Below are 14,728 nucleotides of genomic sequence, written 5' to 3'. Positions count from 1 at the left end.
TTTTTTTTACATAGAATCAGAGAATTTTAAAAAAATGCAAATTAGGGGTGATACTAGTTGGAAATATTAATATTTTATTTTTTAGTGGCAGTAGGAATAATTATTTTACCAAAATACAGTAGATATAGGGGATCAAAGTACAAAATTGCTAGTGGAAATAGTTTTTTTAAAACAGTATTTGATAAAGGAAATTATGGTGAATTTTTGACTTTTTCATATCTAGAAAAGTTGGGTAAGCAGAATAAACTTATGACAAATATATATTTACCAAAGGCAGATGGTTCAACAACAGAGGTTGATTTAATAATGCTTTCAGAAACGGGTATTTATGTGTTTGAGTCAAAGAATTATAGTGGGTGGATTTTTGGTGATGAAAAAAATAAGAACTGGACTCAATCACTTCAAAACAAACAGAAAAATAAATTTTATAATCCAATATGGCAGAATAAAGGACATATTAGTGCTTTGAAAGATACATTGGGGATTAATAAGGAAGATTTTTATAAATCATATATTATATTTAGTGAGCGTTGTACACTTAAGAAAATTACTGTTACTTCTCCTAATGTTAAAGTTATTAAGAGAAATAGTTTGCTACGTACTATTAAGAACGATATAGACAAGTCTCCTAAAATAATGACAGTTGAAGAAGTGAATAATCTATATTCAAAATTACAAAAATACATATTGGCTGATGAAATAGTTAAAAAAGCTCATATTGATAATATTAAAGCAAAAAAATATTAAGCAATCAAGGGGTAGCTTTAAATTCAGACAAGCAACAAAAATTGTTCATTCCATTTACAATTTTTGTAAAGTATGACCCCTTACAAAAACTGGAACAGTTTTTGTCGCTTTCTAAAGTGTTTTGTACACTAGTTAATGGAGCATTGAAAAGAGCAAACCTTAAACCTATTAAAATTGAAGAAATATCTAAAAAAATTAAATTACCAGCACATAGTAATCGAGGGATACTTTATTTGATTGAAAATGAGAAGAATAATGTTAATCCTTATGATGGAGATAGATTGAACTTTATTGGTTCAGGAAAATCAGCAGACGGGTTAAAAAGAGGTATAGCTAACAGTTTTAAAATTCAAGGGAATATAACATTATCAAAACTTATAAAGGAAGAGTCAGAAAAATATCCATCTGTTAAGAAATTTTTAAAAGAAATTACAAAGGCTTAATTTAAAATGATTTAACAAAGTGTTTAAGGGAAATATATGTATAAGTCATTATAGTTAATAATATTGATGTGAATCGGTTTTTATATTAAGTAAAAGGCAAAATTGTATTCATAGTATAAATAGTTGGGAAAAAGAAATTTAAGCCAGTAGGTAAGAAAATTGTTCAATAATTTTTAGAAATTTTTTAATGATTAGCTGTCTTATAAAAATAGGAAAGCTTTTATTTGGGTATGGGTAATGAATGATAGGACGAAGAGATGGACAAGCTAAGAGATAGTGGAAAAATTGGATTAGTAAGTTCGTCCTTAAAGAAAGCTCACATTGGCAACAATAATTTAGATATTAATATAAATTGAAATTAAGTATATGTTTGTAATGATAAAAGGACTGCTAAGTGTAGCAGTCCCTTCTATTTATTTTTATAAAATTTAATGAGAATCTTTTTAAAATTGATTATTAAAAATGAAAAAGGGAATATTTATAATAAGTTAAATTATTAGGAAGGTGATATTACGGAGAATAATTTTAATTTAGAAACAAATACCATATGGAGTTTTCCGCAAAGGGGCAACTGGCTTACCCATAAAGGAGATTATCCAGGTAATTGGAGTCCTTATGTACCAAGAAATATAATTCTAAGATATTCTAAAGAAAATGATTTAATCCTAGATCAATTTGTTGGAAGCGGAACCACATTAGTTGAGGCTAAATTATTGAATAGAAATGCCATTGGATATGATATTAATTCTAATGCGATAAGAATAGCAAATACTAGGGTAAGTGGAGTTGAAGGGGAAGGAAAAATTGCTATAAAAGAAGGAAATGCAGAAAATTTAATTGATATAAAAAATAATACAATAGATTTAATCTGTACTCATCCACCCTACGCTAGTATTATTAAATACAGTGAGGATTTAAAAAATGATTTATCCTTATTAGAGCTAAATGATTTCTATAAAGCAATGAACAATGTTGCAAGTGAAAGTTATAGAGTATTAAAACCAAATAAGTATTGTGCAGTTCTTATGGGAGACACTAGAAGGAATGGATACATAGTACCTTTAGGATTTAGTGTTATGAATATATTTTTAAAGTCAGGATTTAAAATTAAGGAAATAATAATTAAACAACAACATAATTGTAGCTCAACAAAGTATTGGCAAGAATTAAGTATAAAAAGAAATTTTTATTTAATTGCTCATGAGTATTTATTCGTATTTAAAAAAGTATAATGAAAATTTGGGTAAAAGCTAGTGATTTTAAAATACTAGCTTTTTTGAAGTTTTACATTATCTCTTCATTTATATAGACTTTTATAGTAAAATGAAGAGTATGTTTAAATAAATTAAAGAGAGTGCACTGAATGAAATATTATAAGAATGATGATTTTAAGCTGTTTAATGGTGATTGCATAAGGGTTTTAAGCGGAATAAAAGAGAAGTCTGTTGATATGATATTTGCAGATCCACCGTATTTTTTGAGCAATGGAGGAATAACTTGTAGCTCAGGAAAAATGGTTTCTGTGAATAAAGCAGAGTGGGATAAATCAAATGGATTCAAAGAAGATCTTAAATTTAATAAAAAATGGTTAAAGGCTTGTGATAGAGTTTTAAAGGATGATGGAACTCTATGGTTTTCAGGTACATATCATAATATCCACACAGTAACCTATGCTCTTTTAGAAATGGGATATTATATTATTAATGAAATCACATGGTTAAAACCTAATGCACCTCCTAATATGGGATGTAGGTGTTTTACAGCAAGCCATGAGACATTAATATGGGCTAAAAAATCAAAGAAAGCTAGACACACATTTAATTATAAATTTATGAAAGAATTAAATGGTGGAAAGCAGATGAGAAGCTTTTGGAGTATACCTACCACACCTAAAAGAGAAAAAACTTTTGGAAAGCATCCAACTCAAAAACCAAAAGAGCTATTATACAGATGCATATTATCAAGTACAAATGAAGAAAATTTAATATTGGACCCGTTTTGTGGTTCTGGTACAACAGGTTTAGTTGCCATAGAAAATAATAGAAAATTTATTGGAATAGATATTGATGAATGTTATTTAGAACTGACAAAACAAAGAATATTACAGTTAGACTAGGAGGAAAAAAATTTGAACAAAAGAGCGAAGCCATTTTTAAAATGGGCAGGTGGAAAAACACAATTATTGGAACAATTACAGGAAAATTATCCTGATAAATTAAAGAATGGGGAGGTTAAAAAATACATAGAGCCATTTATTGGCGGGGGTGCAGTGTTTTTTAGTTTAGTATCTCAATATAATTTTGAACAGGTAATTTTAAATGATATAAATGAAGAAGTTATTTTAACTTATAAAGTAATTCAAAATAATGTTGAGGAACTTATTGAGTATTTATTAAAAGTTGAAAATGAATATTTAGAATCTGAAATGGAAAAAAAAGAGGAAATATTCTATGGACACAGAGAAGCTTTTAATAAAGAAAAACTTGAAATTGATTATGAAAATTATTCTGAGCAATGGATAAGTCATGCTGCTAGAATGATTATGTTAAATAAAACCTGTTTTAATGGACTTTATAGATTAAATAGAAAAGGTTTATATAATGTTCCTTTTGGTAAAAGAAAAAGTGTTACAATTTGTGATTTTGATAATTTAAGAGCTGTAAGTGAAGCTTTAGAAGGTGTTACTTTTGTAACGGGAGATTTTGAAAATCTTACTGAATACATTGATAAAGGTTCATTTGTTTATTTAGACCCTCCATATAGACCACTAAGCAATACAGCTAGTTTTACAGATTATTCAAAAGTATCTTTTAATGATGAGAGTCAGATAAGATTAGCAGAGTGGACAAAATTATTGGATAGTAGAGGAGCGTTGTTTATGTTAAGTAATTCAGATCCTACTAATGCTGACGAAAATGATAAGTTCTTTGATGATTTATATAGCGACTTTACTATAGATAGGGTTCATGCTTCAAGAATGATTAATTCTAAAGGAACTGGCCGAGGTAAGGTAAGAGAAATATTAGTTAAAAACTATTAAATATAATAGTGCAGAAATATGGATTTTGGTTAAGAATGTTAGAAATTTAAGGGGATGGGAAAATGGATGAAGGTATAGTGAAATTTGAGTATGATAATAAAACTGAAACTTTTGAGTATCTGATGGATACTTTAAAAGATACAATTAAAGGTTGGGATTATTTTGTGAATTGGACTAAGGCAAATAAAAATGTTACTAAATTGGAAGTTAGTTTAAATATATTGAATTATTTAATAGGAAAAGAAAATATTGAAGAAGAATTTAAAATATTATTAAAGCAATATCCAGAAATTATGCAGGCTATACCAGTATTAGTTGCTAGTAGAGAGGAAAATTTTAAGATTTTGCAACCAAACACAGGGGAAGAAATTAGATTTGATGTTGACGAGTATAGTTTTTCAAAAAGTTCAAAATTGAGCGAAGATGAAATTGATAAAGCTATAGAATTTACTAAAAAAACAGGAGTTTTAGAAATTATAAAAAATAAAAAAGTAAAGAACTTGGTTGATTATGTGCTAGGGGTAGAAGTAGGTCTGGACAGTAACGGTAGAAAAAATCGCTCAGGAACAGCAATGGAAGATCTTGTTGAGCTATTTATTAAGAAAATATGTATAGAGAATGATTATGAATACATAAATCAAGCAACTCCAAGTAGAATTAAAGAAAAATGGGGAAGAGAAGTAAAAGTAGATAAAGCTAGTAGAAGATTTGATTTTGCAATAAATACAAAAGATAATTTATTTTTAGTTGAAACTAACTATTATGGTGGTGGAGGTTCAAAATTAAAATCTACTGCAGGAGAATACAAAACTTTATATGATTTAATTACATCAGATGGATATGAATTTGTTTGGATAACTGATGGTAAAGGCTGGTTTACAGCTAAAAAACCACTTCAGGAAACATTTGAACATATCAAGTATTTATTGAATTTAGATATGATGCAACAAGGAGTACTTGAAGAAATATTAGAAAACAGAATTAATTTTTAAAACTTTAATAGATTATTTAAATTTGAATAGAAAGATACTTTTGATAAATAAAATCAGAAGTATCTTTTTTTTATTCAACAAATTTATAGCTTTTAATATTTAAAATAAAGGGCTTTGATACAATGATTGATATTGTAAGAATATAATGGTAATATTTATTTGAGGTGAGCAAAATGAGACTAGAAGAAGCAAAGATAAGGCTTAATGAAATTATCAATATAAAATTGGGTCAACTTTTAAAAGAAGAAGACATGGTTGATATTATCAAAAACAAGGGTAAAACAGGACAACTATTAGAAATTGCACTTGGGTTAAAAAATTCTAACACAACACTTGATTTTGAAGATGGAGAATTAAAAACAAATAAATGTGACAAATCAGGAAATCCAAAAGAAACTATTTTTATAACTCAGGTAAGTGGCATTATTGATGATTTAATAAATAAAAGGGATTTTCATGAAACTCATCTGTATGAAAAGATCAACAACATTTTGTATGTACCAATTTGTAAAGATGGACAACCTTTGGAATGGTTTTTTAAGAAACCCACACATATAAATTTGCAGATGGATAAGTTTAGAGAATTAGAAAAACAATTAGAAGAAGATTATTATAATATTTGTTGCCAGTTAAAAGAACACATAGAAAATGGTGATGATGGATATATTCACACATCTAATGGAAAATTTATTCAGATTAGAAGCAAAGATTCAAAACCTTATCACTCAATTTACTCTAATATCTATGGTAAGAATGTTTCTAATAAAAATCACGCTTTTTATTTTAAAAAGGATTTTATAAAGTATATTTCTTCATTAGACTCAAATGAGGAGGATTTTTAATATGAGGTCTATTAATGAATTGCTAGAAGAGATACTTAATAAAATAGGTATATCTGAAAAAATCCACATAGATGAAATAGAATCTTCAAGGATTTTTCTTGATAAATTAAATAAATATTTTTATCAAAATAGTAATGGGTATATATCAGAGTTTCATGAATATTGGAAAAAAAATCATGAAACTATCTTAAATTTTAAAATTGACCATGAGCAAGCATTAAAAATAGCTTTAAAATTTGATGAGATTTTTTCTAATAAAAATAAATTTAGTGAAATTGAAATAAGTCCCTCTATAGATAAAAGGGGAATATCTAAAAATAATATAGCTAATGTTAGATTTTTTACTGCAATACAAGATTTTAAGATTAATATTTATAAGAAGGGAAGAGATCCATTTCAAGAATATAAGATTAATCCAGAATGGTTTAATGCTGAGGATATAATCAAAGATGATAATATTATATTTAAATTTTTGAACTATTTAGAAGCAACGGGATCACAAGGCGATAAAAGAGCTAAATGGATGAAAGGAGCAGCAAAGTTTCTATTAGAAAATTGTGATGGAGAAGCTTATAAAATATTTGAATTATGTAATCAAGATGTATTAGAGGTTAGAAATTTATTGGCAGGAGATCTTGGTATTGGTTTTAGTAGAAAGAAAGCAGATATGTTTATTAGGGATATGTTAGATTGGGGAGTATGGGAAACCAATAAAAATTTAGAATATTTAAATGTAGCAAGCGATGCAAATACTATGAGAGTAGCTTTAAGAACAGGTTTATTGCAACCATCAATACCACTATTGGCAAGCTATTTAGATATTTATGGGCTTCAATATGGATTAACCGATGATAAGACACAAGAGGCATGGAGATATGTGTGGAATTTATGGAAACAATTACCTGATAATTCGTGTCCACCTGCACCTGCTTCTATGGATTATTTGATATATAAATCTATTGGTAAAAAAAATTGTCTTAAAAATGCAAGAAAGTGTTCAAAATGTATAATGGATGATATTTGCCCAGAGAGTAAAAGGAAACTTAAATCACCAAAGGCTATATCAATTAAAGGAATGACCGGATGGGATAGTGGACAAACTGATGAAGGTGGTGGTGGTGGGATTATGTCGTAATTTATTTAGAATATGTATATTAATAAAAAATATAAATGGCAAGTTCAAAATATTTATTTGTTCAAGAATTCACTGATATAATAAAATTGTAATTATTAAAATTGATAAATTTAGGAGATAACAATATGGCAAATATAAATGATTTTAAACTGGTTAAATTGAAAAGTAGAAAAATGTTTGAATATCTTTTAATTGATGAAGACATTTCTTTAGATGATTTAAATAAAGAACGTATAGGATTTTATCATTTAATACTAGAAAATGTTACAGGAATAATGAATTCTGATGATGAGTGTTATACAATAATTGATACCTATTATAATAAGTTAATATATAATAAGGATTTAGATGATTTAGGTATAGATGCAGTCTATATAATTGAGAATGATAATAAGGAAGTAGATATTAAATTATTTAATTTTAAATATAGGAAGTCATTTAATCCTGAAAAAACAAAAACGGAAGGGGATATATCAAGGAGTACTAAATTTCTTGAATATTTAATTCAAAATGAAATATTAGATGAAGAAGTAAATAAAATAGTACATAAGAAAATCAATGAAATTATCAAACAGCTAAATAGCAACAAGATTTGTAATATATATATGTATATGGTATCTAATGAAGCAAAAGCTTTTTCTGCTAATAGTAATGAATATATAAAAATATTAGAAAAAAGCTATGGGATGAAAGTTGTGAATATTTCTTTAGATGATATAATAAGCTTTTTTAATGAGAAGAGAGAAGATCGTAAAAGTAGTTTTATGATAACTCCAAATGAGTTTTTATCTTTTCAATGTGACGAAAAGTCAACACAAAAATCGTATATACTTAAATTATCATTATTAGATTTAATAAGAATAACTTCAGACAATGAAATACTATCCAATAATTATTTTATTGAAGATGACCAAGAAATATTGAATTCAAGATTAGATTTTTCACTATTATATGATAATGTTAGAGGTTTCTTAGGAGAGACTAAATATAATAAAAATATTATAGATACATTAAAAAGAACTCATGAATATTTCTTTATGTTTAATAATGGAATAACATTAACAGCAGAAAAGATAGAATGTGATCCTAAAAATAGTGGTATGAAGTATCTTTTTATAATAGAAAATTTTCAAATAGTTAATGGTGGACAAACTATTAGGTCAATATATAATTTTCTGAATGAAGATTATGATACAGATAAGATAACAAAGCTACGTGAGGCATATGTTTTATTAAGAATTTTTAAAACAAATAGAGATGATCCTTTGCAAAATTCTATTGCTGAATATACAAATAGTCAAAATGCGATATCTGATGTTGATTTGAAATCTATTGATAGCATCCAAATTCAAATAGAAAAATATTTTTCAGAGTTAGATATTTTATATACAAGAAAATCAGGAGATTTAGGTAAAATAGATAAGGAATATTTATTTAGAATTTCCATGGAAAAATTAGCACAGATTTTATATTCAGCAATCGGATATCCAGATAGGGCAAGTAATCAAAAAAGGAGATTATTTCAAGATTATTATAACGAAATATTCAAGTCGGAGCATTTTTCTTTAGAAAGGTGTAAGAATTTGGCTGAAAAGTTTATAGAAATTCAAAAAATTTACAAAGAAAATGCCAATGGGTATAGTGTATCGGATCAAAAAATATTTTATATAGTATATATTATTTCATTTACTAAAAATAGTATTGAAGAGTCCGTAGAATTACTGGAAAAATTTCTTAGAGAATGTAAGGTAGAAGGAACTGAATCTAGGAAGTTGATAAAAAAGGGATTTAAAGACTATATAGATAATGAACTATGCATAAAGATTATTTGAGCAACAAAAATTGTTAATTCCATTCACAATTTTTGTTAGCAAGATCAATAAATGATTTCGCAAATACCACAGAGGTTAAATGTTTTTATGCAGAAAAGCTAGGAATTTCATTTGAGCAAGCTTTAGATTATTGCATAAAACAAAAGATTATAACTAGAATAGGTGGAAGTAGCAAAGATACTTTTGATAGCTTGATTAATATCTTTATCTATCTAACAGGCTTTAAAAGTGATAAAGATTTAGATTATATTGATTGGGAAATTTATAATAAGATGGAGAAACATTATAAAGATAAGGAATATACCAAAACATCAGAGAAGCTTTTGAAAATGATTTGGAGGTATTCAAGAGATGGATTTACAACCTTCTGGGAATAAAAAAAGAGAATTACTTAAACTTGAAACAAAGAAAATATATATAACTATTAGTGGAAAAGATAATTTGAATTTTTCAGAAGAACAAATAGGATTTACTCATGTAATTTTAAATGATGAAATAATTAATAAAGATACTGGTAGTGGATACTTTTATGAAAATCAAAATTATGAGTTCTATTTAGAGATAATTGATGATGCCTCAAATCATAAAATTGAAATAAACCATCAAAATCCTAATATAAGAAATTCCATAACGGCTAAAGGTAAAAGCAAGAGAGTTTTTACAGGAAACATAAACTTTGGTAATGAAATTGGTTATTCTGACATTATTATTCTGATGGATGGTAGGGAGTACATTAATATAACTCTAGAAGTTTTTCCATCAAAAATGGATTATAAGAAAGATTATAAGGAAATCATGACTGATATTAATGAAGAAATCTATAATCTTGCTTTCGATTTTCTAAAAAAGACATATTTAAATAGACAAATTGACCATAGGATGGTAAACAGTCTTACGGAATATTACAGCATTTTAAATTATGTTTATAGAAAAATGATGGATTCTATTAAGGTGATTATTCAATATCCTCATCATACCCTTGAGAAGCAAAGTAATATAAAACCATATCATAAGATAAAAAAAGTTAATAACGAAATGATTAAATGGTTGGGGAAAAGACCTTTCAATCTTATAGAAACTAATGGAGAATATTTGCCTATAAAAGCAATGGAAGTAAAGAAAATCAATACATTTGATACAAATGAAAATAGATTTTTAAAATATATGCTTAAATCAATAATAATAAAGCTTAAGGAAATAAAAAAGAGATATAAAGAATTAATGAGAAAAGAAGATGAAATGTTTTTATCTAAAGTTGATAGCATGATCAATGAATTAAATGGAGTGCTAAATAATAGTTTTCTCAAAAATGTAAGTGAATTTAAATACATGACACCATCCTCATTAGTATTTAGAATGGCCAGCGGGTATAAAGAAGTTTACGGATATTATTTAATGCTGAAAAAAGGACTGTCATTAAAAGGAGATATTTTTAGAATATCAATGAAAGACCTGTCCCTGCTATATGAATATTGGTGCTTTATAAAAATTAATTCATTATTCAAGAAGAAATACAAATTAATAAAAAGTGACATTATCAAAGTTAATAGAGAAGGGGTTTTTGTTACATTAAAAAAAGGGCATACCGCAGAAGTTAAATATCAAAATCTTAATGATGGAGAAATATTTACTGTAAGCTATAACTCCAAAGAAAATTCAAAAACCGTAGGACAGAAACCAGATAATGTGCTTTCTATTACCAAGAAAACTAATGGAGAAGAAATCGTTTATAAATATATATTTGATGCAAAATATAAAATTGATCAAGCTATTGAGGGTACAAGCTATAAAAATCAATACAAAACCCCAGGGCCAACAGAAGTTGATATTAATACAATGCATAGATATAGAGATGCAATTGTATTTGAGAATAAGGAAAATAAATATATAAATAAAAATGTGTTTGGAGCTTACGTTTTATTTCCATACAATAATGAAGAAGAATATAAAAACCATCGTTTTTATAAAACAATAGAAGAAGTTAATATTGGGGGAATCCCATTCCTACCAAGCTCAACAAATTTAATGGAAGAATTCTTGAAGGAGCTTATTGAAGAAACATCATTGTCTGCATATGAAAGAACTATTGAGCAAATTGGGGGAGATTTGTACCCGAGAGAAGAAGATTTTACTAGAAGAAATGTGTTGATAGGAACTTTGAAAAATGTGGAACAATTAAAAATAAATGTGGATAATAATTTCTATCATACGAATTTGAAAAACGTAAATTTAGTTAAAAACGCTGTAGAGTATATAGCTATATCACAATCAAAGAAATTATTTGGTGAAGAAGTATCTGGAATAAGTTATGTGGGTAAGGTTTCGGAAATTAAGATTGTTAAGAGAAGTGAGATAGTTGAAATACCTAAGAAGAATGATGAACTTTATGTGAGATTTGAAGTGGAAAAATGGGAGAAAAGAGATAAGAAAATTAGGATAGAGGATTTTAATGTTAGGAAGATAATGTATACTTCTAAGTTTCTTTTGGATAATGTGGAGAGGGTGGCTGAACTTAGGATTAGGGATTTGGGGGAGTATAGGGAGCTAGTTGAGTTGAAGAGGAAAATGGTGACTTATTGATTTGTGTAGCATTGAAGGAGTTGATTATAAATGAAAAGATTATTTATAGTAGATACTGAAAATACTAACAATTATAGTTTTATAAGTGAGTATTAGCAAGCTCAACCTAGGTTTCGCAACTACCCCAAGGGTGCTTATTTTTACATTTATATGAAAATATTCTATTACTATAGATAGTATTAAACTTTCAGAAAGAAGGCTATTAATGTTAGATATAAAAAACAAAACAATATATGCTGATTTATTGTCAAAGGAAATTGAAGTTGCTATCACTGAAGATGAAATTAATAATAAACTAATCATAAACTCCTATGAAGGGAATCTCTTAAACGAGATAGAAAAATCCTTAAAAGAATGTATCAGTTTTGATTTTAGTGTGGCCTTTATTAATTTTAGTGGACTCCAACTTCTACTAGAAAGCTTTAACGATTTAAATGAAAATAAAATAACTGGTAGGATAATTACTTCCACATATCTTAATTTTACAGAACCCAAAGCCTTAGAAAAAATAAAGAATTTCAATAACATAGATTTAAAAATATTTGTAACCACCAAAGACCTAGGCTTTCACACAAAAGTATATATATTTGAATACGCAGAAAATTATAAAATTATCATTGGTTCCTCAAATATAACTCAAAGAGCTTTAAAAAGTAATATTGAATGGAATGTGCAAGTTGTATCCAAAGAAGACAATGCTTTTGTTCAAAATGTATTAAAGGAATACCAAAAACTATGGGAAATCACCGAAGTTGTAGATGAGGATTTTCTAATTAAGTATGAGCAATATATAAAAGAATTGAAAAATGGGAAAAGCCTTAATAGAAGAAATTTCACCTATACAAAAACTATTCTACCAAATTCAATGCAAATAAAAGCTATTGAGAATTTAAATAGACTGAGAGAACACGGTGAAAAGAAATCTTTAGTTATCGCTGCCACTGGCACAGGTAAAACCTTTATGTCGGCTTTTGATGTTAGAAATGTTGACCCCGAAAAAATGCTTTTTATCGTTCATAGAGAAGAAATCTTACGAAAAGCAAAGGAGACCTTTGAAATTCTTATTGATACAAATAAAAGATCCACAGGTTTGTTTACGGGCACGTCCAAAGAGAAAGATGCTAATTATCTATTCTCCACAATACAAACTATGTCCAGGCATTATGAAGATTTCAAGGAAAATACTTTTGATTATATAATAATTGATGAAGCTCACCACGCATCAAGTCCTAGTTATGAAAAAATCATGGACTATTTTAAACCTAAATTTCTTCTTGGAATGACTGCCACTCCTGAAAGATGTGATGGTGCAAGTATATTTGAGATTTTTGATAACAATGTTGCTTTGGAAGTTAGATTGCACGACGCTCTTGAAGAAGAATTAGTAATCCCTTTTCATTACTTTGGCATAACAGATATAAGAGATGTGGATTTACAATTTATTAATATGGATAATATTCAAGAACTAACCAAAAGATTGAATGTAAATAAGCGAGTTGATTTTATAATTGAAAAAATGAATTTTTATGGACATGATGGTCTTAAAAGAAAATCTTTGGGTTTCTGTGCTAGTAAAGAACATGCTAGATTTATGGCAGAGGAATTTAATAAAAAGGGTATAAAAAGTATTGCTTTATCTTCTGAAAACTCTGTGAATGAAAGAGAAAACTATATTAAAAAATTAGAAAATGATGAAGATGAATTAGAAGTTATATTTGTTATTGATATCTTCAATGAAGGTGTAGATATTCCATCAATAAATAGCGTTTTGATGTTAAGGCCAACAGAATCACCCATTATCTTTATTCAACAATTAGGAAGAGGCCTTAGAAAACATGATAACAAAGAATTCTTAACTGTACTTGATTTTATTGGGAATCATAATAAAGCTTTTTTAATTGCCATTGCATTAAATGGTGAAAGATATTATGACAAGGATAGCTTAAGAGTAGCTCTATGCACTGGTTTTCCATCTCTTCCTGGGTGTACTCACATTCAAATGGATAGAATATCTCAGGCTAGAATACTAGAGCAAATAGAGAATGAAAACTTTAACTCCTTAAAATATTTAAAAGAAGAATATTTTGAATTCAAAAAAATGAATGGTGGTAAAACTCCAAATTTCTTAATGGATTATATCAAATATGAAGGTGCTCCCGATCCTATAAAATTTATAAATAAAGAAAAAACCTATATTAATTTTGTGGCTAAGGTAGAAAAAGATGAGGAATTAAAAGGTTATCTGGAAAATGAACTATTTTTAAATACTTTAAAAGAATTATCAAATTTCTTACCCATTAAAAGAATCCACGAATTTAGTATAATAAAATATTTATTAAAGAATGAAGAAATTTCCACAAGTTCTGCTAAGAATGAAATTCTAAAATATCTAGAATATATTGATATGAATAGTGTTAAACATGCCCTTGAATGTTTAAATGGAAACTATCTTGATTCTGGCCAAAAAAGTAGGGGTATAAAACTCTTTAATTATGAAAATGAAAAATTAAAAATAAATGATAATTTTAAACTTCTACTTAAAAACAGTATTTATAAATCTTATATAGAAGATATTATTAACTACGGAATTATTAGATATAGAAAAGAATTTGGTTCTACTTATTATGGAGTACCTTTTTTCAAACTTTATGAGCAATATCAAATGATAGATGTAGCTTTACTTTCTAACTACAAGAAAATTCATAGTTCTTTTAGGGGTAGTGGCTTACTTACTAATGGCAACGAGTATTTCCTATTTATAGACTTACATAAAGAAGCTGATATAAAAGAAAGCATAAACTATGAAGATAAATTTTTAAATCGTCAGGAGTTTCAATGGCAAACACCTAATAGTACTTCTTCTAGTTCAGAAAGAGGAAATAATATAATTTTTAACAAGATTAGAAACATAAATCTACATCTATTTATAAGAAAATATAAAGAAATCGACGGAAAAATCCAACCATATATCTATATAGGAAAAGGTGACACTCTAGCTCATCATGGCGAAAAACCAATAACCATAACTTTTAAACTTCAGCATGAAATACCTGTTAAAATATTTACTGAATTTATAAATGATGTTAGACCCTTAAAAGAAAAAGGCTTGTAATCTTA

General features: G+C 27.2%; 12 protein-coding genes. All 12 read left to right on the top strand.

All coding sequences use genetic code 11. The features are described from left to right. The first annotated feature begins 57 nt into the window (after positions 1-57). The 12 genes from BUB83_RS11285 to BUB83_RS11230 all read left to right on the top strand — a co-directional run bounded on the left by BUB83_RS11285 (position 58) and on the right by BUB83_RS11230 (position 14,723). Positions 58-747 (top strand): nuclease-related domain-containing protein, encoded by a 690-nt coding sequence (locus tag BUB83_RS11285; protein ID WP_073338577.1) that lies wholly within the window; start codon positions 58-60, stop codon positions 745-747. Between the two features lie 143 nt (positions 748-890). Next, positions 891-1,190 carry a hypothetical protein gene (locus BUB83_RS11280; protein ID WP_143160528.1) on the top strand — a complete coding sequence of 100 codons (300 nt, stop codon included), beginning with the start codon at positions 891-893 and terminating at the stop codon, positions 1,188-1,190. Between the two features lie 509 nt (positions 1,191-1,699). Continuing rightward, positions 1,700-2,422, top strand: coding sequence for a DNA methyltransferase (locus BUB83_RS11275; protein ID WP_073338575.1), 723 nt, complete (start codon positions 1,700-1,702; stop codon positions 2,420-2,422). Between the two features lie 131 nt (positions 2,423-2,553). Next, positions 2,554-3,306 (top strand): DNA-methyltransferase, encoded by a 753-nt coding sequence (locus BUB83_RS11270; RefSeq protein ID WP_073338574.1) that lies wholly within the window; start codon positions 2,554-2,556, stop codon positions 3,304-3,306. Between the two features lie 12 nt (positions 3,307-3,318). Then, entirely contained in the window at positions 3,319-4,230 is a 912-nt protein-coding gene (locus BUB83_RS11265; RefSeq protein WP_073338573.1) for a DNA adenine methylase, read from the top strand. Between the two features lie 62 nt (positions 4,231-4,292). Then, on the top strand, positions 4,293-5,222 hold the full coding sequence (locus BUB83_RS11260; protein ID WP_073338572.1) for a type II restriction endonuclease: 930 nt from the start codon (positions 4,293-4,295) through the stop codon (positions 5,220-5,222). Between the two features lie 173 nt (positions 5,223-5,395). Beyond that, a complete protein-coding gene (locus BUB83_RS11255; protein WP_073338571.1) occupies positions 5,396-6,064 on the top strand; it encodes a MutH/Sau3AI family endonuclease in 669 nt (222 codons plus the stop codon). Between the two features lies 1 nt (position 6,065). Beyond that, complete coding sequence (locus BUB83_RS11250; protein ID WP_073338570.1) at positions 6,066-7,199, top strand: hypothetical protein; 1,134 nt, start codon at positions 6,066-6,068, stop codon at positions 7,197-7,199. A gap of 125 nt (positions 7,200-7,324) precedes the next feature. Then, positions 7,325-9,031: an AIPR family protein gene (locus BUB83_RS11245; RefSeq protein WP_073338569.1), complete on the top strand. Its 1,707-nt coding sequence runs from the start codon at positions 7,325-7,327 to the stop codon at positions 9,029-9,031. 32 nt (positions 9,032-9,063) lie between these two features. Beyond that, positions 9,064-9,408 (top strand): hypothetical protein, encoded by a 345-nt coding sequence (locus BUB83_RS11240; protein WP_073338568.1) that lies wholly within the window; start codon positions 9,064-9,066, stop codon positions 9,406-9,408. Further along, on the top strand, positions 9,383-11,611 hold the full coding sequence (locus BUB83_RS11235; protein WP_073338567.1) for a restriction endonuclease-like protein: 2,229 nt from the start codon (positions 9,383-9,385) through the stop codon (positions 11,609-11,611). Before BUB83_RS11240 ends, BUB83_RS11235 begins: the two co-directional genes overlap by 26 nt. 205 nt (positions 11,612-11,816) lie before the next feature. Beyond that, positions 11,817-14,723, top strand: coding sequence for a DEAD/DEAH box helicase (locus BUB83_RS11230; RefSeq protein ID WP_073338566.1), 2,907 nt, complete (start codon positions 11,817-11,819; stop codon positions 14,721-14,723). The last annotated feature ends 5 nt before the right edge of the window (positions 14,724-14,728 follow it).

Source organism: Clostridium grantii DSM 8605 (genome assembly GCF_900129965.1).
In the GTDB taxonomy this organism is placed as follows: Bacteria; Bacillota; Clostridia; order Clostridiales; family Clostridiaceae; genus Clostridium_AF; species Clostridium_AF grantii.
This window is presented reverse-complemented; position numbering and strand designations above follow the sequence as displayed.